The following is a 25,152-nucleotide window of genomic DNA, read 5'->3' on the forward strand; positions in this document are numbered from 1 at the left end:
CGCTCTGATTTTCTCTGTGCACAAAGATGGCTCGGGCAGATGGAACAGTAAGTGATAATGAAATCTGTGCCTTTCATGATGTATTGCGGGTGCCTCCTGAACAAGAAAAACGAGTGGAGCAGTTTTGGTATTTAGCACAGCAAGGTGTTGTAGGATATGAAGCCTATGCGAGTCAGATTATGCGTTTCTATAGTGATAAGATTGGCATTTTGGAGGATGTTCTTGCGGGACTTTTTCATGTTGCGTTGGCAGATGGTAGCGGGATTGACTCCCATGAAGAAGTTTTTTTGGTAAGAGTTTCTGAGGTTTTTGGTTTCTCTCATGCTGAGTTTCAGCGTATCTATGCGAGCCATATGGGGTTGGTGGAGGAAAGCCTTTATCTTGTTTTGGAGTTAGAGTCAGGAACTAGCCTTGAGTCTGTGCGTGAGGCGTGGCGGCATTTGGTGAGGGAAAATCACCCTGACCGCTTGGATAGCCCGAGGCGTGTCAGAGGAGTTGTTTCAACAAGCCCTAATCCTCTTGACTATCAAATACTCTGAGTTATCAAAGTGATATTATAGCACATAATGCTATCATCTCATGAGCAAAATACTAAACTAAGGTAATTATATACTTTAGTGGAAAATGTCATCAGGCATAGTGGAAAGTTTGATACGCCCCGTTACTGCATTATTTTACCGGTATTGAGCCTAATTGGAAGCTGGTATGCTTTAGTCCCTTTAAGCACTTCCTTTTTCTTTTCATAGTCAAACGGCGTTTTTCCCCGCTGGTCTCTCGCCTGCGGGTTAGCCTCGCGATTCAGTAGCACTTCCACCACCTCCTGGTGTGTTTATCCTACCCACTGAAAAATGAAGAGGCGTCCAACCAAGAGTAGTTGGGTACCTATATCGGCATTGCTTTTGAGAGTGGACTCAACATCCGCTACCGTAGCCGTATACCAAAATTCAAAACTCAACAATACATTACCCTGTATCGCTAGAGTTGCAGGCCATACAACCAGCAAAACGGGCCACCCAGTATCGCCGCTGGCGCTCTGGAGCAAGATAACAGAATGATTTTTGCTTTATTTTTACTTCTCTCCCGCCATATTCACAGATGCCTCCACATATTTCAGGATTAAGATCCTTGAGAAAATTTAACCGACTAAAAAACGTTAGTATTCTGGAGGCCTTACTGGGAATCCGTCCACTAAAGTATGTCGTTCCCCTAATTTTTGTTGGCGGATCTGGTCAAAGTGCACTACAACCCACGTTGTCCAACCCAAGCGGACGGCGTAGCTTAATCTCAAGGGCGGAATCTTTATACTCCTCGCACACCATATCTAAACAGGGAGTGGTTAGTACTTTATCTTCCCGCCATAACGCTGGTAAGCTAGATCGCGCAAAAGGGGGAATCTTGAAAAAATGTGGGGATATCCCAACCCTTCGCACCAACTGCTTAAAACCGTAGGTTCCCAAAGCGCGGATTTCTATAGGGCGTGCACTTATCCCCTGCAATGCCACGTCATAGCGCCCATCCCAAATGCCACGTCCATGAGAAGTTAAACGAAGAGGAGGCGCGCGCAATGCCCCTGTAGCCTCTCTTAAGACCAACACCTTGCTATCCCGCCACACAAGACGGCATCCTGCTAGCGTGCGGCCCTCACCCACAGACGCTGGGTTTTTAACTAGACACTCATGTAGAGATTCAAGCCGTGATAAACGTGGCCTATATCGACTCCCACTTACTGTCATCAACAAAATAGCCAAAGCCCTTAAACTGATTTCATCGGGAACATCACTAAAATGAGATGGAGTCAACCATCCATAACCCGCCTCTTCCAAAATTACCGCCTTGCGTAAAACATCCTGTGTACTCACCTCAAGGGACTTCCGCGTCCGTGCCATAACCTGCGCTACAGCTGCAAGGCGGGCCGGAGTTAATCCCTCATCAGCCAGATTCCCCATCAAGGCTCGCATGCGCACACGAGCAAAGCTTGTATCATTATTGGTGGGGTCTTCTCGCCAACTCACCCCCCCCTCTTTCAAGGTTGCCCGCAACTGAGCACGAGAAATTCCCAACAAGGGTCGCCACAACACAACAGAGTTATTCCTTCCTATACTGCTAGCAGGTGTCATGCGTGCCATAGCTGCCAGACCATCCACACCGCTCCCCCGTGCCAAACGTAACAAAACCGTTTCCGCTTGATCCTCCAGATGATGAGCCAACCCCAACACCTCAACCCCTTCACGGTCACACCATTCCATCATGAGATGGTAACGAGCCTCTCGCGCTTTTGCTTGAATGTTGGAGCGAGGTTTAGAGCCTATCCAGCGCAACACATGGTGAGGCACTCCCCATTGCTGACACAAAGCCGCTACATGATGGGTATCTGCCTCCGTCCCTTTCCGTAAACCGTGGTTTACCGTGAGTGCTATAAGGTTTGGTCTTTTATGACTGTCTTGCCACTTCTGTGATTCCCGCCACCGTACTAGCAACAACAACAAAGCCAGCGAATCCGCACCCCCTGATATGGCCACGGCCAAATGATCACATGTCGGACATTCATCCATGATGGTATCAAACTGCACCCTGTTCAGGGGTTGGTCATTAAGTAACGTGCTACCTAATCTATCCATTTTTCTAGTTATCATGTAAGCCCCCTAGCACTTGTTTTGGCGACTTTCTAAATTAGCGCGTTGCTGAATGGAAAGATCTGCCTCTGGATATTGAATTTGTAGCCGCTCAAATGTCTGACAAGCTTCGCTAACTTGTCCTAGACGAGCCAGTGACATGGCACGTTTCAATAAATTATCTGGGGCCTTATTGCCTCTATTGTTGTGCTCAAATCCGCTTTGAAAATTATCCGCAGCCTTCTGGTAATCCCCTTGAACGTAATAAGTTTCCCCCAGCCAGTAGAAAGCATTCCCGGTCAAATTATCATTGGGGTATTGTACCAAAAAGGTCTGCAACATTTCTTGAGCACGGTCTACATTGCGTTGCCGTAAAAGTTTTAGGGCCTCTTCATAATCAGTAGTCGGAACACCCGATAACAAAGCACTTTGGGAAACAAAGCCTAATGCGCGCGGGTCAGTACCAACATCAGAAACGTCCTCCGTCCCCGTCACCAAGTCATCTGAAATCTCTACACTCTTCTGGTCACCCTGATATGCAGCTGCGCCTGAGCTAGACACAGTGCTTAGTTGCACTCTTATATCTCGAATGGCCTCTTCCAAATCCTGCAACCGCAAATCCGTATCATTCTCGCGACGTACCCTATCTGCAGCAGTCAGATTCGCAAGATTACGCAACTCTTCAAGTTGTCCTGTTAGTTCGCGCAGAGCCCTTTCATACTCCTCAATGCGCGCCACTGTATCCGCCACCACTCGACTCTCCTGAGATATAAAAGAGTCATTCAGCGAAGTGCCTGTTGTTAGCGGTGGCTGTTGTGTCTGTTGTTGCTGCAAAGATTGAAATTGATCGTCAATCCAGCGCGGTTGTTGTAGCTCTGTTTGGGCTCTAATTTCCACAATTCCTGCTGTATAGCCCAACCCAGAAAGGAAACATATGAGTACAAACCACCCCCTGATGGTCAATGGGATTTTTACACTCGTAGCCACTCTTTTGATTCTCGCACAAACAACCATAAATTCTCATACATTGAGAATCGGCATTAGGGGTCACTAACAAAAAGTAAAACGTCTATTCTTTTTCATCAACAACCGATCGTAGCTCAGAGAAAACTGAACCCACATCAGTTAACTACCATAACCACCCGACGGTTTTGCTTCCAGCAACGCTCTTGGTTACACAAAGCTACAGGACGCTCTTTACCATACGAAATGGTATGCATTCTAGAGGGCGAGATTCCTAGACCCGAAAGATAGGTCTTAACCGAGTTAGCACGCCGCAAACCCAGAGCGATATTATACTCCCGTGTTCCCCTTTCATCGGCATGACCCTCAAGGGTTACACGAACATTGGGGTTGAGTTTCAACCAGGCCGCTTGACGACCAAGAATGCTACGTGCCGCTTGACTCAAATCAGAACGGTTCAGCGCAAAAAACACCCTATCGCCTACGTTAGCCCCCAAATCACCTTGACTACTTGGTGCGTGGGATGTTGACTCAACGCCTGTACTCAAACCCGTGCCATACGTGCTTCCAGTATTTTGTTCTGACTGGTCTTGTTTTTGGCTTGATTGGTCTTGCGGTTTATAGGAAGCACAAGCTGTTGCCAACACAAGAACAATCGATAACAAGAAAAGATGTACGCTCGCGCGATTTTGTTTCATTACAATTGCTCCTACAAATCTCAGGCTCTGCCAGCCGACTTCAGGCAGACATGCGAGTTCCTGTATAACACGTCTTTATTGCTTCTGCATAGGGCTCCCAGCCCATTATGAAAGTGCATAAGTTGCAACCCTGTCGGGTAGAGGTGAACACCACTCACTTACCTCTCTAATTAATGGTCAAAAATTGCTAATGGTCAAAAATTGCAGAAATATACCATAAAATCAGGGGGCTGGCGGTGACCATGACGGGTCAGAGGCAAACGTAGGGGCTGGCAACTGGCGGAGATTTTGTCCGGTCACATCCACCGTCCATAGTTCGGGGCCGCCATTTTCTCCCCGTGTTTCTCTGAAAAAAATTAATACCCGTCCATTCGGTGACCAACTGGGCCCTTCATTATGATACCCTTTCGCCAATATCCGCTCCCCTGTGCCATCTACCTCCATAACACCAACCAGAAACTGCCCTTTAGACCGCTTAGTAAAGGCAATCAAATCTCCCCGTGGTGACCAGACCGGCGTTCCATAACTACCTTCCCCAAAGCTGATACGCCGAGGGTTTGAGCCATCCACTCCCATCACATAAATTTGCTGGCCTCCTCCGCGGTCTGACTCAAACGCAATGAACTTGCCATCCGGAGACGGAGAGGGGGCAGTGTTGATAGACCGCCCCGCTGTTAGACGATTCGCCCGCCTAGTTTCCAAATCCATAATATAAATGTCTGAACTACCATCGTCCTCTACACTCATCACAACATGCTCGCCATCAGGCATAAAACGGGGGGCAAACGTCATGCCAGGGAAGTCGCCTACAATTTCTTGGTGTCCGGTTGCAACATCCAATAGATAAACCCGTGGTCCGTTAGGGCCATAGGCCATGTAAACAAGCTCTTGATCCACTGGACTAAACCGCGGGGTTATCACTAGCAGACGACCATCAGTTAGAGGTTGGGGATTAAAGCCATCTTGATCCATAACAGTGAGGATTTTTATCCTGTCATCTTTTGGCCCTGTCTCTGCCACATAGACGATGCGTGTGTCAAAATATCCTGCCTCGCCGGTAATACGCTGATAAATTTCGTCCGCTACTAGATGTGCCACCCGTCGCCAATTATCCTTCTCGGTCTGATATTGAATGCCTGCGAGTTCTTGACCAGTGAACACATCCCATAACCGTATTTCAACCCGCATAGTTGATGCTGTTTCACTCACAACGCGCCCTAAGATTAGGGCTTGTACGTTAATTACCCGCCAATCGGGAAAACTGGGTCGTAGGTTAATGTTTGGTGAGTTGCCGATAAAAGCGGCAGGGTCAACCTGGCGAAACAAACCTGTTCCCGCTAAATCTGATGATATAATTCGAGAGATATCCCGACCTATGCGCTTCTCCGCACCATAATTTGTGGCATTATTTACTACAAAACTTGGAATGGAAAACGTCAAGGGGTTCGTATGTCCTTCTGTAATATCAACCTCAAGGAGAGCATGAGCCGGTGTTGAGTTACCCACCACCCCGACCATCACTATCATCCCTGCCATCGCTGATAAAAAAACTGATACACCGTGCTGGTGCATGCCCCATAAAACCATTCCCACCCTCTCCGGCAACAGCTTTAACAAATTATCATTGTTATAATCAGCACTATGTATTGTCACTGTCTTAATCATCACTCTATTTCTCACTGTTCTTCTCTACCTATCTGTTTAGAACGGCACGTGGATCAAAGCGTAACACCATTTCGCGCCAATCTTTATACTTGTCTACATTGATGGAAAGGTCGAACGGTTGACATTGTCGTATAGCGCGGATGGCCGTTTCCACAGCACTGCGAAAATAACTATTTCCCAATGCCAATCTATCCTTATCCAGAGATTCTGGCGCTGCGGCCAGATAACCATCTGGCTTTAAGAATATCTTGATCGTAACCACAAGGGTTTCCGTATCTGGTGCGCCCCTTGGCACCGCCCAACATCTCGCCATTTGTGTCTTAATGGCTCGTTTAATGTCTACCGTTTCTCTGGCAGTTAACGAGGTTGTTCCTTTTTGTTGTTCTGGTTCGCTTTGTGGAGTGGTGGAGATTGACTTCTTATTGGTCAGAGGTGTGGGCAACTCACGTTTTGATTTTGTCTTCTTGTTGGACAGAGGTGTAGGGGCCTCACGTTTTAGTTCAGGCTCTGGCTCTGGCTCTGGATGCTGGAAAGATCGGACAGCAATCTCCTCAATAAGATCTTCCTCATTAACCAATTCAACCATTAACTCTGGAGAAACTGACGTAGGTGGTATCAACTGTGGTAGACCTATAATAGAAAAAAACAACACAGCTAAGTGCAACAGCGCCGAAAAAATATACCCACCACGCATAATACTAATCCGGCCTTGCTTTGTAGCATTTATCGATTTGGACGGGTCACCAGTGCAACTCTGTTAAATCCAGCCCCGTTCAGAGCGCCCATCACCTCCATAATTCGCCCATAAGAGAGGTCAAAATCTCCACGCACATAGATACGTTGGTCAACAACATGCCCCTCAACATTATCACTAATAGCAAAAAGACGTGGAATTAACTGTCCTTTATCTATCTTCGTCTCTTGGAGGTAAATATCGCCCTCAGCATCAATAGTAAGCGTCAAACGATCGCCCGCATCTACCAAAGCGCGCGCATCACTTTTTGGTAAATCAACTGGTACACCAACAGCCAACAAGGGTGCTGTGACCATAAACACAATCAACAGTACTAACATGACATCTACAAAAGGTGTTACGTTAATCTGGGTTATGGGCGTAGCTTGTCTTATGGCGCGACGCATAGAACGCGAAGGCATTGTTAGGATACTCCAACCCGACTTCGAGACAATATAATTGCCACATCATCAGAAAAGTTTTCCAAACGTTGCCGGTAAGACGCAATTTCATTATTCAGACGATTGTAAAAAATCACCGCCGGAATAGCTGCCAAAAGACCCAGCGCTGTTGCTAGCAATGCTTCAGCAATGCCCGGGGCTACCACCGCCAGACTCGTATCCTGATTAAGAGCAATAGATTGAAAACTATTCATAATGCCCCACACTGTTCCAAACAATCCAACAAAAGGCGCGACAGAACCAACCGTAGCCAACCCCAATAATCGTTGTTCAAGGCGCTCTAATTCGCGTTCAATTACTAACTCCATCACTTTTCCAACATGAGCGATAGGTTCAACATTGCCTCCCAACCCATCAGAAACAGACCCGGAAGACGGACGATCGGAGACCACCTTTTTAAGATGGTTCCACTCAGTCATAGCGCTCGCAAAAACAGCTGCCATAGGATGGGCATGCGAAGCATCAATCTGTTTCATCAACTTATCTAGAGAACGCCCACCCCAGAATATTTTTTCAAAATCTACGGCTTGTCTATGCAACCTCCTTATCAGGCGCATTTTTTCATAAACAACAGCCCATGTCCAAATAGACGCAAAAACTAAACCCAACATAACCGCCTGGACCACAATATCGGCACGCAAAATAAGCGTCCATAAACTAAGGTCTCCGTGTTGAGTGCCAGCAAGAACTGTTTCGGTTACAATAACGGCATCAGGATCCATTATGTCCTCTTAACTGATTAAATCTCTGTCACGATGTAGATGCGTAAGGCGATAAACAATGATATAAAGCATCAGGCAGTCGTTTCAATCGTCCTTCAAAATCAACACAGGCGACAGTGATATCTGCGCTCCATATCAAGGTTTCACCGCGCCATATAGTCTGCTGTATAACCAGTCGCACCCGCGTGATTCTATTAAATTGAGTACAAACCTCCAGCAAATCATCAATACGGGCAGGTTGATGAAAAGTCATGGTGATTCGATGAACAGTGTAAACCAGAGGAGGTTCTTCCGCCAACATCTGTTGATGGCTTCTTCCAACGAGGCGCAAAAAATCCGAACGACCCCGCTCTGCATAGCGCAGATAATTTGCATGATACACAACGCCAGAGAAATCCGTATCTTCATAATAGATACGCACCGGCAACATATGAACGTATTCCTTAGTCCTTCTGGACTTAATCTGTCCGGCGATATCAGGCCACTGTTCTTCTCCACCAGACATCACACACTTGTATCTTTTGTGTCTCTGTTTGTTCCGGTAGAGTTTTGCGTCTCTTTCTCATCAAACAACCCATCCTGATTCTCACCCCCTAATGAGGGAATAGGGGGCAACCCCAGATGAGCTAATGCTGCCTCTGTCAGCAATCGTCCTCGCGGTGTGCGGTTTAAAAATCCCTTCTGCATCAAATAAGGCTCTATCATTTCTTCAATAGCGTCCCGTGCCTCTCCAAGAGCAGCGGCAAGAGTTTCAACCCCTACGGGACCTCCCTGAAACTTGGTAGCCAAACAGTAAAGATAGCGATGATCCATTGAATCAAGGCCTAACTCATCAATCTCTAGTTGATGCAAAGCCTGACGGGCAGTCCCCTCATCAATGACCATATTACCAGCAACGCCTGCAAAATCCCGTACCCGACGTAGCAACCGCCCTGCCACCCGAGGCGTTCCCCGCGCCCGACGTGCAATTTCTGAAGCCCCCTCGTCGGCTACGTCAATCCCTAAAATCCGCGCGCCCCGATTGATAATCTGTTGCAAGGATTCTATGTTATAATAATCCAACCGAAGAGAAATACCAAACCTATCCCGCAAGGGAGTTGTTAGAAGACCGGAGCGGGTGGTAGCACCAACCAGCGTAAAGGGTTCTAAATCAATGCGCACAGAACGCGCCGAAGTCCCCTCGCCAATAACAAGGTCTAGCTGAAAGTCTTCCATGGCCGGATACAATATCTCTTCAACCGCTGGAGAAAGACGATGTATCTCATCAATAAATAACACATCGTGTGTCTCGAGGTTGGTCAAAATTGCTGCTAAATCCCCTGCCCGTTGAATCACTGGTCCTGAGGTGGCCCGAAAATTAACCCCCAACTCGCCTGCAATAATCTGCGCCAGCGTTGTTTTGCCCAATCCGGGCGGTCCTGCCAGCAACACATGATCCATGGCCTCGCCGCGCCCTTGGGCGGCCTCGATAAAAATAGATAAATTATTGCGCAAGTGCGGCTGACCGATAAAAGCTGCCAACCGCCGAGGACGTAATGCCAAAGTCCCCCCCTCTTCGTCCATCATGGAAGCTGAGTCTACCAGTCTGCTCACAAGGTCGTCTCGCTCGCTTGGGTTTGTACTATCATAATCTCTCCCTCATTGGCGCACGCCCCCATTCACACAGAGAGATCACGTAATCCTTGGCGAATAAGTTGTTTCGTTTCAGCGGTTGCGCCAAGGGTTCCCATAGCGCTTGCAATAGCGGATGACGCCTGAGTTTCGGAATAACCTAAATGAACCAACGCCGACACAGCTTCTCGCATGATACGAGAACGGTTATTACCAACCGCCACTACTCCCTTGTTATCCATAACAGGAAGGGCCTTGTCTTTCAACTCTGAGGTAATGCGTTGGGCTACCCGTGCGCCAACACCTGGTGCGCGAACCAGCGCCGGTTTATCTTCCACAGCAATAGCAGTAGATAATTCATCTGGAGACATAATGCCCAAAAGAGCCAGAGCTACCCGCACCCCTACCCCTTGCACATTCAGCAATAACCGAAACCAATGCCGCTCTGCTTCATCAATAAATCCAAATAAGCGCAGTTGGTCTTCTCTTACGTATGTCTCAATAGCCAGAGAGACCACCTCCCCTCGTTTAGGCAAATCCCGTAGCGTGCGTGCTGAGCAAATGACGTGATATCCCACGCCACCAACATCAATAATCAGCCAATCATCACCAGCATCATCAATAAGGCCTCGCAGCTTACCAATCATTTGTGTTTACCAATCATGCTGCACTGCTTCCCGCCACTGGTGTTGGGATGGGGCTATTATGGGCGTGGCAAACTGCAACGGCTAAGGCATCCGCTGCATGATCACTTTGGGGTGAACTCTTAGGCATGAGCTGGCGTATCATAAGACTCACTTGTGCTTTACGTGCATGCCCGGAGCCGGTTACGGCCTTTTTGACAACATTGGGCGGATATTCTGCTACCGGTATTTGTCGCCGTGCCGGTAGCATAAGACAAATCCCACACGCTTGTCCCAATTTGAGGCTTGAGACTATATCGCGATTACCAAACAAGCCTTCAACTGCCGCTTCCTCAGGATGCTGCTGGTCAAGAATCGCCTCCAACTCCTCCGCCAACAAAGCAAGGCGCTCTGGCACACTGATCAATGCATCCGGCACAATCACACCATTAGCTACATGGATGAGTTGATTGCCTTTTACGTCTACAACGCCCCATCCGGTATTTCTTAACCCCGGGTCAAGACCCAAAATACGCCGCACTTTCATAGGCCTATCCTAATAAAATTACCCCTTTGAGTTTCTTGGCTTGCCCAATTTTTTTCACAACAAAAATGATTTCTGCAGCAAAAAGGCATCAAGAAGAAAGTTTTTCCAGCACATCATCAGGCACATCAAAATTAGCATGAAAGGTTTGCACATCATCATTATCGTCTAAGGCATCTAACATGGCAATCAGGGTCTTAGCTGCATCTTCATCCAAAGGAACGGTACTTTGGGGCTTCCACACAAGAGTTGCAGATTGCGGCTCGCCGTAACGATCTTCCAGCGCTTTTGCAACCTGATGGAGTCTATCGGTAGCACAAAATAATTCGTGCAGCCCCTCTCTTGAGTCACATTCATTTGCTCCCACCTCAATAGCAGTTTCCAACATATCATCAGCGCTCGCCACACTTGAGGGATAAACCACTGCTCCCACATGGTCAAACATGAAAGACACCGAGCCATTTTCTCCTAAAGATCCCCCATATTTTGAAAAAATTGACCGAATGTCTCCTGCTGTTCGGTTGCGATTGTCCGTTAAGGTTTCCACGATAACGCCAACCCCATGGTTGCCGAAGCCTTCGTAACGCACCTCTTCATAGTTGGCCGTATCAGAATTAGAACTACGTTTAATGGCCCGTTGGATATTATCCCCTGGCATGTTGGCGGCCCTCGCCGCTTGTATGGCGGTGCGTAAGCGGGGATTATCTTCAGGACGGGGTGCACCCTGACGGGCAGCAACGGTTATCTCTCGCGCCAGCCGTGAAAACACACGGGCACGTTTTTTATCCTGCGCTCCCTTACGAAACTGGATATTTTTAAACTTGGAATGGCCCGCCATAGTAATTTTAATAGTATTATAAAACGTCCTACCTGTAAAAACTAGCACAGCGCATCCCGTCCATCACACCCCTTAACACCGACTATCAAGACTCCAGCGTTCCGTTACCACCATATCCAAAGGCTCATCATAAGGCTCACGGGGAGGTAGGCCTCTGTATTGTGCCGAAAAAGCCAACCCTACCGCCTCAATATTCCTTGTCCTGCGCAATTCTTTAAGGGTGCGGTCATAAAAACCGCCCCCATACCCTAAGCGAAACCCTTCATCGTCAAAGGCTAGCAGGGGAGTCAATATAATGTGAGGCACTACAGTTTTTGCATCTTGCACAGGCGCCATAATGCCTAAACTATCAGGCACAAGAGGATCCTCCTTTTGCCATGCGCGAAACATCAACGGCTCATCCCGTTCTATTACAACCGGGAGTGCCAAGCCCACACCGCGAGAGGCAAGCCAACCCATCAAAGGGCGAGGGTCTATTTCATAACCTATGGGCCAATAGCCTGCAACAACAGACGGCATAGTCTGCCGCATTCTAATTGCATTTTGAAACTGGTGCATCAATAAACGTGATGCTCTCCCAAAACTCAACCCAAGCCGACGTGCGGCCTGTTTGCGTAGTCTCCGTGCTTGTGTGCGGGCTTGGGCGCGGTCGTTCTCCAAGTGCGTGATAGGGATCGGCGACGGTGTTGAGTCTTTACCTGAAAAGAAATGGGGCATAATCAAATATGAGAAAGACCAAAGGCGCGATGCCGCTCTGGCCGTTGAAGCGCGAAACCCGAGACCTGAAAAACAGGTGGGTGCCGTATGAAGGAGACCACGGTCTCTCCCAGTGACAGCTCCCTATGGGATCGTAAGGCCCCGAGTATTATTATAGCTCCTTGCGAACCGAGCAGCACCACACAGATAAGACGAAAAACTCATCTTAACAATCACAAGTCTATCATTATAAAGTGATGAATGCCTAGCTAATCTAATCGTTTTTAATTTTGTTTAGCGTCAGCACCGTTGGAAAGCCATCTGCTGGTTCGCCATGAGCTTTCTGCCAATGACGAATAGCCGCCCGAGTCTTAGTGCCAATGATGCCATCAATTGCGCCAATATCATATCCCTGCGCTGACAAAAGCCGCTGCAAGGTTTTACGTTCTTCCCGCTTAAGTGGGCTAGCATTATCTGGCCAGCGTCCCCGAATTATATCACGACCCCGAAGCCTATCTGCCAAATGACCCACCGCCAACGCATACGACGTAGAATTATTATAACGCAAGATAACGCGGAAATTATCAAATGTCAGAAAAGCCGGGCCCCGATGCCCCGCTGGTAAAAACAATGATGCAGTATGCTCTCTCACTCTGCCTTCACTATCTGTTTCGTAAGGAGAAACTCCCAGTGCATCCCACTCTTGAAGGTTTTTGTGGACAACACTATCAGCTAGAGAATACTCAAATCCTTCTGGCACGTGCACTTCATAGCCCCATGGTTGTCCTGTTCGCCATCCGGATTTTTTTAAATAGTTAGCGGCAGAGGCCAACGCATCGGGAATAGACCCCCATATATCTTCACCTTCAACCCCATCAAAGTCCTGCGCATAGGCATGATAGCTTGTGGGAATAAATTGCGGATGCCCCATAGCGCCTGCCCATGAACCCTTCATATGTTCAGGGGCTATATGGCCTTGATTCAAAATCTGCAAAGCGGCGATCAGCTGCTTGCGAGCAAAAGTGCGCCGTCTCCCTTCATAATCTAGCGTTGCTAGAGCATGTACCACATTATATCGTCCCTGATATTTGCCATAGCTGGTTTCAATGCCCCATATAGCCGCCAGAATGTAGCGATCTACTCCATAATGAGTCTCTAGCCTATCAAACAAATCTCTATGGTGCGCTATCATGTTCTGTCCGGTGGCAATGCGAGTAGAAGAAACCGCTCGCTCCAGATAATCTTCAATCGCAACTGTCAACTCAGGTTGAGTTTTTGCAGCTATTATGATTCTATCATCCGGCTCAAAACCTTTCATGGCTTCGTCAAATATAGAGTCCGGAATATTGGCCACTATAACATCATGCCGCAAATCAGCACGCCATTCTTCCAATGACCGGCGTGGCTCAGGCACAACCGCACCCGCATCACAAGATCCGCAACCTAATAAACTCCCAAAAGTCAAAACCCCCCAAAGGTTAATTACATTCAAAACATGTCTTTTTACCATGAGCAATAGCATACCATGTTTCATGAAAAACTCAGGCGTATAATACCATAACAAACCCGTAATAATTTAGAGCAGTTCAACAGATCTCTCAGTCCATCAGGCCACACTCATCAAGGCCGCGAACGCTCCAAACAAATGATAAAACGTACTTGCTGGCACAACATGCCCCATAGGCATGCCCTCAGCGTCAACACAATCCACCCACAAGCCCGGCGTCACAAGAGGATCATTTAAGTAATATCTGAATAGAGCTTCAACAAAGTCCGTTATCGCGCTGGCCTCTGTCTGACCTGCCTTATATCGCACAATAAGTGCACGCAAGCGCTCTGTTTGAGGCCACAGCCGATGAGTTGGGCCACGTATCGTACCATCTAACCCCACACCATCCCACACAAGGCCAGTTGTAGAATTAATCCCCTGCTCTTCAGCAAACTGAAATAATCTATCTGGTAGCGCTGAAGAAAACGGCACACTCCAGCGCTTACAACACCACAACAACCAGACCCATTCATAATGATGGCCCGGCTCCCAAATCTCACCCTTTCCCGTTTGTATAGGCTGCCAGTCCTCTGCAAAAAACTCCCGCAGTACTCCTTTGTCAGCATCAAGAAAATGTCGCTCCAGCAACGTCACCAATTCAGCAGAGCGAACTATATAATCAATCTCACCGGTAGCCTCATAGAGAGCACCCATAGATTCCAATAAATGCATATGAGGGTTTTGACGACGGTGCCCCTCATCAGGCAATCCCTCCCGATAACCACCGTGGGTGGTGTCTAAAAGATGCGTATCCAAAAATAATAATGTACGTCTAATCAACGCTAATGCCCTATCATCCCTGCTCGCTCGGTAATACCAAGCTAATGCAAGCAAAACAAAAGCATGGTCATACGTATCTCGTAGCCCATCATAGACCGTACCCTCTGCTGTCAAACGATGACACCACCCCCCTGAATCTTCACGCCAACCATAAGAAATGAGAAACTCAAATCCCCGCCGTGCACCCTCAAGTCCCTCAGACCACCCAAGCATCGCGCCATGACTAAATACATAAATCTGTCGTGCCTGAACCCGAAGGCGTGTAATACCCCCATCCTCAACGTCCCCCTCACGGGTAAGGTATTCCCGAAACCCGCCGTGCTCTGGATTTACACCTGCACGAGCCCACAATGGCAAAGCTACTTTCTCAAGCCAACAGCGCACATCTTGCGCAACTTTACTCAATTCACCCGTTTGTACTCCCTGCTCCATTATACTTCATCACGGTGGCTCGCTTTAAGACGCTCCACTATGGCTTTAACATCCTGCACCCGATCACGTTGGGTTACCAACACCGCCTCTTCAGTTTCCACCACTACCATATCATCCAGCCCTACAAGAACTACCAAACGATGGTCTGCATGAACATAAGATCCTGACGTATCCTCCAACATCACATCTCCTCGCACCGCATTGCCTTCTCCATCATGGTCAGCAATGCTCCACAACGCCTGCCATGACCCCACATCATTCCACTCCATATCAGCAGGTATCACCACTGCCTTATCTGTGCGCTCCATCACCGCAATATCAAGGGGTAGGGAAGAACAATCCTGAAACATTGCCTCGTCAGGAGATAAAACATCTGCTTCCATAACCCCTGCTTCAAACGCCCTGCGACAGGTCTCTAGAATATCTGGACAATGACGTGACATCTCTCCCAACAAGATATCAACGCGAAACATGAAAATGCCACTATTCCAATAACACGAACCAGCCTCAATTAAACTCAACGCTTTCTCTTTGCTGGGTTTTTCTAAAAACTGTGCAACCGGCAAAGCGCCCCCTATCTCTTGGCCTTTCTCTGCTACAATGTAACCGTAACCCGTCTCCGGCCTATCTGGTCTTATGCCAAATGTTACCATCAATCCCTCATCGGCTGCCGTAGCGCCCGTGGCAACAACAGCATGAAACGCCGCTTCATCAGGAATATGATGGTCGGCAGGCATAACCAGCAAAACCGTTTCACCCGTATCCTGTTGTTCAAAATATATTGCTGCTAGGGCTATAGCCGCCGCTGTGTTACGTCCTATCGGCTCATGAATATAGCCGCCAGGATTATAATCCATCGCGGCTACAATCTGAGCCATCGAGTCACGATGTGCTCTACTGCCTACCATCAAAGCTGGACGGTATCCTTGAACAGAAATCCGCTGAAGAGTAGCCTCCATCAAGGACATATCACCGGTTAAGGGTAGAAATTGCTTAGGCTGTGCCGCACGAGAGGCGGGCCATAGACGTGTTCCCGCACCACCAGACAGCACAACAGGCTGAATTATTATCATAATAATGAAGTCTCATCCTCTATTCTTGGCTCAACCCGTATAGCGCACTCTTGTGGGATTATGCTAAAAGATATCTACTTTGTCTTGAGATTTTCTGTAAGCTATCTATGAACCAATCTTCTGCTAGCCCCTCGGCTGTTATTGCCTCGGCGCATCGTACTTTAACCCTTGAGATTGCTGGATTGCAGGCCTTGATGGATGCTCTTGATGGTCGCTTTGATCAAGCGGTTACTCTGCTCCACAAGGCACGGGGACGGGTCATTGTGTCAGGCATGGGGAAAAGCGGACACATTGCCAGAAAAATTGCCGCAACTTTAGCCTCAACTGGAACACCCGCCCAATTTGTACACCCTGCCGAGGCCAGTCACGGCGATTTAGGTATGATTACAGAGGTGGATATTATCCTAGCCCTGTCGTGGTCTGGCGAAACACCTGAACTCCATGACCTTGTAGCTTATGGTCGTCAGTTCTATATTCCCTTGTTGGCGGTGACGGCTAATCCAAACAGTGCTCTGGCGCAATCTGCTACAATTGTGCTGGCATTGCCGGATTCAGAGGAAGCCTGTCCCAATGGGTTGGCTCCCACAACCTCCACCACCATGCAGTTAGCCCTCGGAGATGCCCTTGCCATGGCTCTTCTTGAAAAGAACGGTTTCACTGCCGTCCATTTTCGGGATTTTCATCCCGGTGGACGTCTGGGTGCATCACTAGCGCCAGTGCGAGGTATTATGCACACAGGCGAGCATCTACCTCTTGTGGAGGCTGGTCTTCCTATGCAACAAGCCTTGATTACCATGTCAGCCAAAGGATTTGGTTGTCTGGGCGTTACCGATAAAACCGGCGCGCTTACCGGTGTTGTAACCGATGGTGACTTGCGCCGTCACATGGGGCCAGATTTGCTCAAGGCTAATGTGGGCGATGTGATGACCAGCTCTCCTCATACGGTAATACCGGATGCGTTGGCGGCAGAGGCCATGGCTCTTATGACCCGTCTTAAAATTACGAGCCTTTTTGTGGTGGAAGACACAGCGCCTATAGGCCTTGTTCATATTCACGATTTTCTTAAGCTAGACACTCAATAGACAGAGATGCAATAGGGTTGTGATCTATACTTTCTTCAACGCAAAGTGGGTGTTGCAAACCATTACCATCATCACAACCCTAACGCTAGCTCTTACCGGTATCAGTGTCTCTGCTCCTCTAGAGCCTAACTATAAGAACAATGATAAAACGAAGCCCCTTGTATCAGAGGGATTAGTGGTGACGAGTAGTGGTATTCAAACACCTATGCGCACCCACATTGGAAATATCGCCGTCCTCCCCCAGCAAGATGATGAACTTGTAGAACCCTATCATTATGCTCAAACCGTCAATCGCGCTCCTGGCGTTTTCATTCAGCAAGGAAGCGGTCAGGAGGGTTTAACCTCCATACGTTCGCCAGTTTTAACAGGTGGTGCGGGGGCCGGGTCTTTTCTTTATCTGGAAGACAGTATTTCTCTTCGAGCCCCTGGGTTCTCCAACGTTAACGGCTTGTTTGAGGCCTTTACGGAGGAAACTGGGAGCATTGAAATCGTGCGTGGGCCAGGTAGTGCTCTTTATGGGTCTAATGCTGTTCATGGACTTATCAACATATTAAGTCGTCCGCCATCTTTGGAGCCAGAGATTATTGTGGATATCTGGGGCGGTGAGCATAATCTGCGATACCTGCGCACCTCTGCTAGCACAACATTGTTGGGCGATGATGACGCGCTTTATGGCTGGCGGGGTAGTATGTTGCTGGCAAAATATAATGGTTGGCGGGAACACACCGGCTATGAGCTTCAGAAGACCCGTCTGCGCCATGATTATGAATATGGAAATACGACCATACGCGCTACCCTAACAGGTTTCAATCTGCGTCAAGAAACGGCAGGCTATATTTTAGGTCGCGATAATTATAAAACTCCGGCTCGGCGCACTAATCCCAACCCTGAGGCTTATCGCAATGCGTGGGCGATGCGGGCTGGTGTGCGATTTGAGAACACCCTAAGCGACACATTTTCTCTTGTGGTAACCCCTTATGGTCGGGTGAATCGTATGGAGTTTCTTATGCATTTTTTGCCGGGTATGCCTCTTGAAGAAAACGGCCATTGGAGTCTTGGCGTGCAGAATACACTCCATAAAAAAATCAGTGTAGGCGGACGCATAACCAGCGGACTGGATGTGGATTACACTTATGGCTTTCTCAAAGAAATTCAGGAAAGCGATACTGTTTTTGGACGTTTTGTTCAGGGTGTTCATTATGATTATGTCGTTAAATCTCTTGTGTTAGCCCCTTACACTCAGCTGCTCTGGCCTGTAGGTGATAAAGGCGAGTTGCGGTTGGGGTTGCGTTATGAATATACACGTTATGATTATAAAACCCGCAAGGCTGCTGGAACAGATGGGCAGTTTTTGCGCTCTCCTAACCGTACCGATAGTTTCCATGACCTAACGCCTAAAGTTGGTTATCTTTACAACTTCAGTGATAATCTGGCAGGGTTTGTATCTTTGGCGGTGGGCGCACGCGCTCCCCAAACCACCGACCTTTACCGTTTGCAATCTATGCAAACTCCGGGGGAGGTGAAATCAGAGCGCCTTAGAAGTCTTGATACGGGCTTGCGCGGGCAACTAAATTTTGTAGATCTCGCCGTAGATTTTGAATTCACCACCTATGTGATGCTAAAAGATCGTTTCTATTTTCGCGACGCCGATGGCCTTAATGTGCCTAACGGCAAAACAAGTCACGCGGGTGTCGAACTGGATTTTGCGGTTCCACTTTTTTCTCTTTCTTCTGACGATGGGTTTTTTCTTGCTGGTGCTATGACCTATGCCCGCCATCGTTATGAGTTTAACCGCCCTATCACTTCGTCTCCCGGGCAGTCCGAGACCATCCGCAAGGGGGCTGAAATAGATAGCGCCCCGCGCACTCTTGGCAATATTCGACTGCAATATAAGCAGCGGGATTTATGGAAAGCCGAACTGGAATGGGTGCATGTAGGTCGATACAAAACGGATGCCGCCAACACACATGATTATTCAGGTCATAATTTGTTGAACCTACGCATTCGGGGAGAGATTACTCCCGGCTTTTCAGCCTATGGTCGTATTCTCAACATAACAGATCGGGCTTATGCCGCCCGCGCTGATTATTTTCGCGGAAACGATCGCTACTTCCCTGGCGAGCCGCGCCGTATTGCGCTTGGCTTCCTGGCTCGCTTTTAGGACGAACTACTCTGCAAATATTAAGCCGCGAACTGTGACAAATTGCGGTTAATAATCTCTTCCGCTCTGCTCACGATGCGCTCTACCAGCTCCTTCACTGTTGGAATATCGTGAATAAGCCCTGCTACCATACCACAACTCCACGCGCCGGCATTCATATCTCCTTCCTGCATGATGCGTGGATAAACCCCGCCTACCAGTTCGCGAATATCATGAATGTCTACTTGCGCGCCCTTGTTCTGCTCGATCTCAATAATTTTATCTACCGCCGGGTTAACCAACACCCGCTCTGTATTACGCAACGGACGCATAATGAGACGGGTGTCTAACTCAGTTGCTCCAACAAGAGCTTGTTTTACATTCTCATGAACTGGTGCTTCTTTGGTAGCAATAAATCTTGTACCCATGTTTATACCATCCGCCCCCAATGCAAGAGAGGCTACCAGCTGCTCTGCCGTACCAATGCCACCTGATGCCACAAACGGAATAGACAATTCCTCAGCCGCCCTGGGCAACAAAATCATGTTGGGAATATCATCCTCACCGGGATGCCCTCCACACTCAAAGCCATCCACACTTACCGCGTCACAGCCAATTCTTTCAGCCTTAACCGAATGACGTACCGATGTGCATTTATGAATAACCTTAATCCTCGCTTCCTTCATAGCAGGCATATAGGCTTCAGGGCTACGTCCGGCAGTTTCTACAATCCTGACACCGCCTGTAATAATGGCCTCAATATATTCCGGATACGGCGGGTTCTCGAACCCTGGCAAAAACGTAAGATTGACCCCAAATGGCTTATCGGTCATTCCATGACAGCGGGTAATCTCTTTAGCTAAATCTTCCGGCGTTGTCTGAGTAAGGCCTGTTATAATGCCCAACCCACCCGCATTAGAAACAGCCGCTGCCATTTCAGCAAAGCCTACATAATGCATACCCCCCTGAATAACAGGGTGCTCAATGCCAAAAAGTTCTGTGATGCGCGTTTTCATGAATGTCTCCTTATGCCAAATAGAAACTATAGTATTGCGGTCCTGAAGTGTCTTGTCTACTGGCTCGTGGGGACTATTCAGCTCTTGGGAGGGAATCTCTCTATGAGGGCTACCTTATCGTCATCCTCAATTTTTTTGAACAATGGCTCCCCCACCGCAATTTTTCTACCAACCTGAAGTGCTGATGTCCCACAGTGAAGCCAATCTTTATCCTCAGCTAGGACTTCTGCCAAAGGTGTTGCCACCTTACATCCCAGCATCTCAAAAATACGCTCTGCCGAGCTCGGAATAATAGGATAAGCCACCACTGCAAACAAGTAACACAAATTGAGCGCCCAATAGATAATGGTGGCGGCTTCATCACGACTGACCTTGATTTTTGACCACGGCTCGGTGCGGGCTAAATATTCATTTCCCAATGCCCACAAAGCACGTGTTTCAGCGGCTAGTTTTTTGAACTCCATAGTTTCATGGGCTTTGATAATTTTTTCCATTTGATCTGTAACCCGCTCCTGTAGCCATGGGTCAGGCGTTGGGTGTTCCCCCGCATCGGGTATCACGCTGGCAAAGCGTGCACCTACAAAACTCGTTGTTCTGTTGACAAAGTTTCCCAACACATTAGCTAAATCAGAGTTAATCGCCACCTGAAATTCCTCCCACGAAAAAGACCCGTCAGAAGCCTCAGGCGCATTGGCTGTTAGATACCAGCGCCAGTAATCAGAAGGAAACAACTCAAGAGCGGTATCCATAAAGACACCACGTTTTTGGGATGTAGAAAACTTCTCGCCATACCAATTCAGCCAGCTAAATGCTTTAATTTTGTTTACCATTTTCCATGGCTCATCCAGACCCAACATGGTGATGGGAAAATTCACCGAATGAAATGCTACATTATCTTTGCCCATGAATTGAACATAGCAGACGTCATCGGCTCCCTTGTCAGTTTTCCACCAGCGCTGCCAGTCTCCACCTCCATTATGACTCCACTCAACAGTGGCAGCGATATACTCAATTGGCGCATCAAACCATACATAAAAGACTTTATTCTCAAATCCTGACCGCACCGCTCCATGACGCAACACCGGCACACCCCACACAAGATCACGGGTGATAGATCTATCTTGCACACCTTCTTTTAACCATTTAAGAGCTATGGATTTAGCCAGACTCGACCACTCACGAGAACGATCTATCCAGTCTTCTAACGGGCCAACCATTTTTGACTGTAGGAGAAACAAATGAGCCGTCTCACGAACTTCAAGGTCATAAGAGCCGGAAACCGCCGAGCGCGGCTTCAGCAAATCTGTAGGCTCTAGAAGTTTTCCGCAACTATCGCATTGGTCGCCTCGAGCGTTCTCGTACCCACACTCAGGGCAGGTTCCCTCAATATAACGATCTGGCAAAAACCGATTGTCTGCAGATGAAAACATCTGCCGCTCAACCCGCTCTTCTATCAGGTTGTTATCCTCCAGTCGGTCGGCAAACATTTGGGTAAGCTCGCGATTCTCCTTGCTGGACGAACGCCCGAAATAGTCAAATGACAAATCAAACTGCTCATACAGTTGCTTTTGTATAACATGTTGTTCGTGGCAATAATCCCCAACGGAGTGTCCCGCTTCCATAGCGGCTAATTCCGCCGGTGTTCCATGTTCGTCCGTAGCGCAAATTAACAACACCTCATGACCCTGCAGCCTCCGAAATCGCGCATGAACATCAGAGGGCAACATAGAGCCCGCTAAATTACCCAAATGCTTGATCCCATTGATATAAGGAAGAGCGGACGTAATGAGATATCTGCCCATGAAAACTCCAGTTTCATAAATGCATCGCTGAGCGGGGGTGGCACCTAACGTGTCATATCACAGTCAAAAACAATGCGATACGCACAAAAAAAGTGTGATACGCGCAAGCACGCTAGTTGACAGCTTTAAAAGCATCATAGCGCCAAATCCAGTTGCTTTGCGATTCTAAGACCCTCGGTGCCAGACGCGAGGTAGCCGCCAACACACCATACGCTATGCCCCGCGCAGGAAGATTGGAGAGATGAAATAATTTTCCATTGCGCCGTGCTGCAGCTTGAACGCAAGTCGTGCGTTTTCGGCGCAAAGCCTCATAGCGCTTGAACGCCGCTGGAATATCACTGCTTCCCGCCTGAACACACTGTGCCAAAACGGCGGCATCTTCAGCTGCCATACACGCCCCTTGGGCCATATAGGGCAACATACCGTGACAGGCATCCCCCAGCAGAGTCACCCGTCCTTGGCTCCAGCAAGCAAGAGGTGGTCGTTCAAACAGTGCCCACCGATAGGGTGTATCAATTGCCTCTACCACGGCTCTTACCTCCGGGTGCCAATCAGTGAAATACTGCACCAAATCGGCCTTGTCACTTAGTGCGACCCATGTTTCCTCGCGCCAATTGCTATCCTCTGTAATACCAACAAAATTGACCAACTCACCCCCTCGCATAAAATATGTAACCGCATGAGAGCGTGGTGCCATCCAACTGGTCGCTACAGGTTTCAGGTCTATATGCTGTAGATAATCTCTCGGCACCACTCCTCGCCATGCCACATGCCCCGTAAATGCTGCCTCTCCACTGCCCACCACGCTCTGGCGAATGGTGTTTAACCGCTTGCAAATGATAGAATGTATGCCATCAGCTCCCACTAGCGCTACGCCCTGCTCTGTGCTCCCATCTTTTATATGAACCTTAACACTCCCCTCATCTTCGTGAAAATCTGTAACCTCACGGCCAACCTCAACGCAATCGCCACACTGTGCCTGTACCGCCTCCCACAACACCTTATAAAGATCACCTCGGTGAACCTGCATATAAGGTGCCCCCAGACGCATCTCTACTTTATCCCCCAAAGATACTCGTGCAACCGTCCGTCCTGAATGAGCAAACCGCAGTTCAACAGCCTCTGGTTTGAACGCTACCTTTTCCAGCGCACGTCTTAACCCCAGTGCCTCAAAAACACGCATACCGTTAGGGCTTATCTGAAGACCTGCTCCTGCTTCATCAGGCGCGTGAGCACGCTCAAAGAGTCGCACCCTCACTCCTACCGAGTGCAGCGCTAAGGCTAATGTCAATCCCCCGATCCCTGCTCCCGAAATTAGAATAGTCATAAATGAACCAAAAACTAGAGTGTGTATTGTAATGCCGCATTTAGTAAAAACGATGTTACAGGTTAACAGGAGTACGATTATGGCTGTAGAAGAAAATAATAATTTTCAACGTAAGGGAGCTACAAGCAACGCCCACGTTGGAAAATTATTTGAAAAAATAAGTGAAAGCATTTTTTGAAAAAGAATATGACCAACTATATAAAATTTGGAGCTTATATACTTAAGTAACAATTTAAGGAAAGTCCCTGTTTACTGCTGTTTTTATCTTCCCGAAAAAATATATAAAATCAATAATTAACCCTACTGTAGGGTACAGTTTTTTGAGAAAAATGACATCTTTGATGAAAGAGTGTTCCTATCATGGATTGGCTAATTTGGCATATAAACTTTGCAGCACATAACATCTTGGGTTTTATGCCTATTGTTGCGATTGTTTATGGTTTGTTTTTTGTATTAAGAAGAAAATTTTCCAAACTACCCGACCCGTTCATTTTTGGGGCGCTCACATTTTTAATGTGTCTTTTCACAATTCTTTCAATTCCGAAATATATCTTTGAGTATAAGATAGTCTCCATGTACAAACACTTAGGGAAATATAAATTAGGTAATGAGGCACGCTGGGGAAATTTATCTGAGCCCCTTACTTTGTTTAGCACACCTATTGGGTTGTTTCACTTTATCAGTCCTATACCCGAGGTTGTGGTTGGATATGAAAAAACAGGGCACGTAATTCATATAGTTCGTATATCTACCGATATGATGAAGCACCTGTTATTCAGATAGTAGATGCAGATTGCGCTGATATGACAATATCAATATCAGAACCTGTAGATGGGATGTTTAAATACGGTTTGTTTTTTGAAGAGATGAACAAACATCAGCAACAAATATATTGCGATACTGACTACGAATATCAAGCGAAAATATTCTATTGTAAATACAAAATTCTAAGTAAGTTAACATTATCTAAGTCAAAAGATAATTTGATTAGAGATGTAAATGAGCAATGTAAAAGAGAAAATGCTATAATTACCAAAAACTTCTCTTGATATAGGAATCTCAAAGATAACGAAACGACACGGCTTTGATTTAGGAAGTGAAGAATCACTGATTTTGGTTGAATGCAAATCGCATACTTGGATGAAGAGTGTCAGCGTGCCTTCCGCCAAATTAACGACATGGAATCAAGCAATGTATTACTTTCATCTTGATCCAAAGAAGTACAAGAAGTTGTTTTGCATCTTTCAATCATCTGATCCTCATTCCTCCGACAATTCTGAATAAATGCCGTGCCAATTTTTATCCCCCAAAACAATATTGCCGGATACATCCTGCTCCCATTCCTTACGCACACCCTTAGAATAGTTTAGATAAAGGTTGCCATCCACAATCGTCCATGCCTCAGGGTCAATCGGCGCCGTGTATCCCCGCGAAATGGCATAAGCACAATAACCACCATATTGCGGTGCATATTTTTCTGGATGGGCGGCAAACACATCGCGGTTTTCCTCGCTGGCAAATCGCCACGTAGCCCCATGCCACACATATTCATACGCCTTACTACCCGTAGTTACCTTACCTTGTGTGAAATACGCCACAACATCCGCACCCTCAACGGCCACATGGTCCTTTGTGTTAATGCCGCCGCTTACACCTATATCAGGGGTTAAACTAACCGCTAACCCCGCCGCTAAAACTGCAATACTCACAAACAAATATGCCATACGAACCGGCGTCATTCTTACTCTCCTCGTAATCTTGAATCTTGAGAACCGTCCCTACGGC

The 25,152-nt window shown here is 47.6% G+C and carries 25 protein-coding genes and 1 other RNA gene; 5 read left to right on the plus strand and 21 right to left on the minus strand.

Annotated elements, in window-relative coordinates; genetic code table 11:
* Positions 1–14 precede the first annotated feature (14 nt).
* Positions 15–539 (plus strand): molecular chaperone DjiA, encoded by a 525-nt coding sequence (locus V6Z81_01590; GenBank protein MEG9861190.1) that lies wholly within the window; start codon positions 15–17, stop codon positions 537–539.
* A 690-nt stretch (positions 540–1,229) separates the two neighbouring features.
* Here the strand turns inward: V6Z81_01590 and tilS are convergent.
* From tilS to V6Z81_01675, 17 genes are all read right to left on the minus strand, one after another.
* On the minus strand, positions 1,230–2,633 hold the full coding sequence (gene tilS, locus V6Z81_01595; protein MEG9861191.1) for a tRNA lysidine(34) synthetase TilS: 1,404 nt from the start codon (positions 2,631–2,633) through the stop codon (positions 1,230–1,232).
* Between the two features lie 9 nt (positions 2,634–2,642).
* Positions 2,643–3,509: a tol-pal system protein YbgF gene (gene ybgF / locus V6Z81_01600; GenBank protein ID MEG9861192.1), complete on the minus strand. Its 867-nt coding sequence runs from the start codon at positions 3,507–3,509 to the stop codon at positions 2,643–2,645.
* Between the two features lie 224 nt (positions 3,510–3,733).
* Positions 3,734–4,273 (minus strand): peptidoglycan-associated lipoprotein Pal, encoded by a 540-nt coding sequence (gene pal / locus V6Z81_01605; GenBank protein MEG9861193.1) that lies wholly within the window; start codon positions 4,271–4,273, stop codon positions 3,734–3,736.
* Between the two features lie 222 nt (positions 4,274–4,495).
* Positions 4,496–5,938, minus strand: coding sequence for a Tol-Pal system beta propeller repeat protein TolB (gene tolB, locus V6Z81_01610; protein ID MEG9861194.1), 1,443 nt, complete (start codon positions 5,936–5,938; stop codon positions 4,496–4,498).
* 28 nt (positions 5,939–5,966) lie between these two features.
* Entirely contained in the window at positions 5,967–6,632 is a 666-nt protein-coding gene (locus tag V6Z81_01615; protein ID MEG9861195.1) for a cell envelope integrity protein TolA, read from the minus strand.
* 29 nt (positions 6,633–6,661) lie between these two features.
* Positions 6,662–7,093 carry an ExbD/TolR family protein gene (locus tag V6Z81_01620; GenBank protein MEG9861196.1) on the minus strand — a complete coding sequence of 144 codons (432 nt, stop codon included), beginning with the start codon at positions 7,091–7,093 and terminating at the stop codon, positions 6,662–6,664.
* A 2-nt stretch (positions 7,094–7,095) separates the two neighbouring features.
* Positions 7,096–7,854 carry a protein TolQ gene (tolQ, locus tag V6Z81_01625; protein ID MEG9861197.1) on the minus strand — a complete coding sequence of 253 codons (759 nt, stop codon included), beginning with the start codon at positions 7,852–7,854 and terminating at the stop codon, positions 7,096–7,098.
* 28 nt (positions 7,855–7,882) lie between these two features.
* Positions 7,883–8,359, minus strand: a complete 477-nt coding sequence (gene ybgC, locus V6Z81_01630; protein MEG9861198.1) for a tol-pal system-associated acyl-CoA thioesterase — start codon at positions 8,357–8,359, stop codon at positions 7,883–7,885.
* Complete coding sequence (gene ruvB, locus V6Z81_01635; protein ID MEG9861199.1) at positions 8,359–9,447, minus strand: Holliday junction branch migration DNA helicase RuvB; 1,089 nt, start codon at positions 9,445–9,447, stop codon at positions 8,359–8,361. Before ruvB ends, ybgC begins: the two co-directional genes overlap by 1 nt.
* A 65-nt stretch (positions 9,448–9,512) precedes the next feature.
* The gene (gene ruvA, locus V6Z81_01640; GenBank protein ID MEG9861200.1) at positions 9,513–10,112 is read right to left on the minus strand and encodes a Holliday junction branch migration protein RuvA; all 600 of its coding nucleotides are present in this window, start codon (positions 10,110–10,112) and stop codon (positions 9,513–9,515) included.
* Positions 10,113–10,125: 13 nt separating this feature from the next.
* Positions 10,126–10,635 carry a crossover junction endodeoxyribonuclease RuvC gene (gene ruvC, locus V6Z81_01645; GenBank protein MEG9861201.1) on the minus strand — a complete coding sequence of 170 codons (510 nt, stop codon included), beginning with the start codon at positions 10,633–10,635 and terminating at the stop codon, positions 10,126–10,128.
* An 88-nt stretch (positions 10,636–10,723) separates the two neighbouring features.
* Entirely contained in the window at positions 10,724–11,470 is a 747-nt protein-coding gene (locus tag V6Z81_01650) for a YebC/PmpR family DNA-binding transcriptional regulator (GenBank protein MEG9861202.1), read from the minus strand.
* Positions 11,471–11,542: 72 nt separating this feature from the next.
* Positions 11,543–12,187, minus strand: coding sequence for a 5-formyltetrahydrofolate cyclo-ligase (locus tag V6Z81_01655; protein ID MEG9861203.1), 645 nt, complete (start codon positions 12,185–12,187; stop codon positions 11,543–11,545).
* 25 nt (positions 12,188–12,212) lie between these two features.
* Positions 12,213–12,369: non-coding RNA, 6S RNA (gene ssrS / locus V6Z81_01660), on the minus strand.
* Positions 12,370–12,440: 71 nt separating this feature from the next.
* Positions 12,441–13,676 carry a lytic murein transglycosylase gene (locus V6Z81_01665; protein ID MEG9861204.1) on the minus strand — a complete coding sequence of 412 codons (1,236 nt, stop codon included), beginning with the start codon at positions 13,674–13,676 and terminating at the stop codon, positions 12,441–12,443.
* Between the two features lie 96 nt (positions 13,677–13,772).
* Positions 13,773–14,927, minus strand: coding sequence for an AGE family epimerase/isomerase (locus V6Z81_01670; protein MEG9861205.1), 1,155 nt, complete (start codon positions 14,925–14,927; stop codon positions 13,773–13,775).
* A complete protein-coding gene (locus tag V6Z81_01675; protein ID MEG9861206.1) occupies positions 14,927–16,000 on the minus strand; it encodes a mannose-1-phosphate guanylyltransferase/mannose-6-phosphate isomerase in 1,074 nt (357 codons plus the stop codon). Before V6Z81_01675 ends, V6Z81_01670 begins: the two co-directional genes overlap by 1 nt.
* A gap of 107 nt (positions 16,001–16,107) precedes the next feature.
* On the opposite strand from V6Z81_01675, the gene V6Z81_01680 reads away from it, so the two are divergent.
* Together V6Z81_01680 and V6Z81_01685 are read left to right on the plus strand one after the other, a co-directional pair.
* Positions 16,108–17,082, plus strand: coding sequence for a KpsF/GutQ family sugar-phosphate isomerase (locus V6Z81_01680; GenBank protein MEG9861207.1), 975 nt, complete (start codon positions 16,108–16,110; stop codon positions 17,080–17,082).
* A 19-nt stretch (positions 17,083–17,101) separates the two neighbouring features.
* Entirely contained in the window at positions 17,102–19,243 is a 2,142-nt protein-coding gene (locus V6Z81_01685; GenBank protein ID MEG9861208.1) for a TonB-dependent receptor, read from the plus strand.
* 20 nt (positions 19,244–19,263) lie between these two features.
* Here V6Z81_01685 and V6Z81_01690 read toward each other — a convergent pair whose 3' ends face one another.
* The 3 genes from V6Z81_01690 to V6Z81_01700 form a co-directional block, all read right to left on the minus strand.
* Complete coding sequence (locus V6Z81_01690; protein MEG9861209.1) at positions 19,264–20,238, minus strand: nitronate monooxygenase family protein; 975 nt, start codon at positions 20,236–20,238, stop codon at positions 19,264–19,266.
* A 77-nt stretch (positions 20,239–20,315) separates the two neighbouring features.
* Positions 20,316–22,040 carry a methionine--tRNA ligase gene (gene metG / locus V6Z81_01695; protein MEG9861210.1) on the minus strand — a complete coding sequence of 575 codons (1,725 nt, stop codon included), beginning with the start codon at positions 22,038–22,040 and terminating at the stop codon, positions 20,316–20,318.
* A gap of 112 nt (positions 22,041–22,152) precedes the next feature.
* Positions 22,153–23,367 carry an FAD-dependent monooxygenase gene (locus tag V6Z81_01700; protein ID MEG9861211.1) on the minus strand — a complete coding sequence of 405 codons (1,215 nt, stop codon included), beginning with the start codon at positions 23,365–23,367 and terminating at the stop codon, positions 22,153–22,155.
* Positions 23,368–23,727: 360 nt separating this feature from the next.
* Between V6Z81_01700 and V6Z81_01705 the strand changes: the two genes are divergently transcribed.
* Complete coding sequence (locus V6Z81_01705; protein ID MEG9861212.1) at positions 23,728–24,150, plus strand: hypothetical protein; 423 nt, start codon at positions 23,728–23,730, stop codon at positions 24,148–24,150.
* Positions 24,151–24,170: 20 nt separating this feature from the next.
* Positions 24,171–24,416 carry a hypothetical protein gene (locus tag V6Z81_01710; GenBank protein MEG9861213.1) on the plus strand — a complete coding sequence of 82 codons (246 nt, stop codon included), beginning with the start codon at positions 24,171–24,173 and terminating at the stop codon, positions 24,414–24,416.
* A 210-nt stretch (positions 24,417–24,626) separates the two neighbouring features.
* Here the strand turns inward: V6Z81_01710 and V6Z81_01715 are convergent, their stop codons facing one another.
* Positions 24,627–25,106 (minus strand): YHS domain-containing (seleno)protein, encoded by a 480-nt coding sequence (locus tag V6Z81_01715; GenBank protein MEG9861214.1) that lies wholly within the window; start codon positions 25,104–25,106, stop codon positions 24,627–24,629.
* Positions 25,107–25,152: the final 46 nt, after the last annotated feature.

The organism is Parvularculales bacterium (assembly GCA_036881865.1).
Lineage (GTDB): Bacteria > Pseudomonadota > Alphaproteobacteria > JAPOUT01 > JBAJNM01 > JBAJNM01.

Coding starts and splice junctions, on each gene's coding strand:
- tilS (MEG9861191.1), bottom strand. CDS start 2,633: ATGATAACTAGAAAAATGGATAGATTAGGTAGCACGTTACTTAATGAC.
- pal (MEG9861193.1), bottom strand. CDS start 4,273: ATGAAACAAAATCGCGCGAGCGTACATCTTTTCTTGTTATCGATTGTT.
- tolB (MEG9861194.1), bottom strand. CDS start 5,938: ATGATTAAGACAGTGACAATACATAGTGCTGATTATAACAATGATAAT.
- V6Z81_01615 (MEG9861195.1), bottom strand. CDS start 6,632: ATGCGTGGTGGGTATATTTTTTCGGCGCTGTTGCACTTAGCTGTGTTG.
- V6Z81_01620 (MEG9861196.1), bottom strand. CDS start 7,093: ATGCCTTCGCGTTCTATGCGTCGCGCCATAAGACAAGCTACGCCCATA.
- tolQ (MEG9861197.1), bottom strand. CDS start 7,854: ATGGATCCTGATGCCGTTATTGTAACCGAAACAGTTCTTGCTGGCACT.
- ybgC (MEG9861198.1), bottom strand. CDS start 8,359: ATGTCTGGTGGAGAAGAACAGTGGCCTGATATCGCCGGACAGATTAAG.
- ruvA (MEG9861200.1), bottom strand. CDS start 10,112: ATGATTGGTAAGCTGCGAGGCCTTATTGATGATGCTGGTGATGATTGG.
- ruvC (MEG9861201.1), bottom strand. CDS start 10,635: ATGAAAGTGCGGCGTATTTTGGGTCTTGACCCGGGGTTAAGAAATACC.
- V6Z81_01650 (MEG9861202.1), bottom strand. CDS start 11,470: ATGGCGGGCCATTCCAAGTTTAAAAATATCCAGTTTCGTAAGGGAGCG.
- V6Z81_01655 (MEG9861203.1), bottom strand. CDS start 12,187: ATGCCCCATTTCTTTTCAGGTAAAGACTCAACACCGTCGCCGATCCCT.
- V6Z81_01665 (MEG9861204.1), bottom strand. CDS start 13,676: ATGGTAAAAAGACATGTTTTGAATGTAATTAACCTTTGGGGGGTTTTG.
- V6Z81_01670 (MEG9861205.1), bottom strand. CDS start 14,927: ATGGAGCAGGGAGTACAAACGGGTGAATTGAGTAAAGTTGCGCAAGAT.
- V6Z81_01675 (MEG9861206.1), bottom strand. CDS start 16,000: ATGATAATAATTCAGCCTGTTGTGCTGTCTGGTGGTGCGGGAACACGT.
- V6Z81_01680 (MEG9861207.1), top strand. CDS start 16,108: ATGAACCAATCTTCTGCTAGCCCCTCGGCTGTTATTGCCTCGGCGCAT.
- V6Z81_01690 (MEG9861209.1), bottom strand. CDS start 20,238: ATGAAAACGCGCATCACAGAACTTTTTGGCATTGAGCACCCTGTTATT.
- metG (MEG9861210.1), bottom strand. CDS start 22,040: ATGGGCAGATATCTCATTACGTCCGCTCTTCCTTATATCAATGGGATC.
- V6Z81_01700 (MEG9861211.1), bottom strand. CDS start 23,367: ATGACTATTCTAATTTCGGGAGCAGGGATCGGGGGATTGACATTAGCC.
- V6Z81_01705 (MEG9861212.1), top strand. CDS start 23,728: ATGGATTGGCTAATTTGGCATATAAACTTTGCAGCACATAACATCTTG.
- V6Z81_01710 (MEG9861213.1), top strand. CDS start 24,171: ATGACAATATCAATATCAGAACCTGTAGATGGGATGTTTAAATACGGT.
- V6Z81_01715 (MEG9861214.1), bottom strand. CDS start 25,106: ATGACGCCGGTTCGTATGGCATATTTGTTTGTGAGTATTGCAGTTTTA.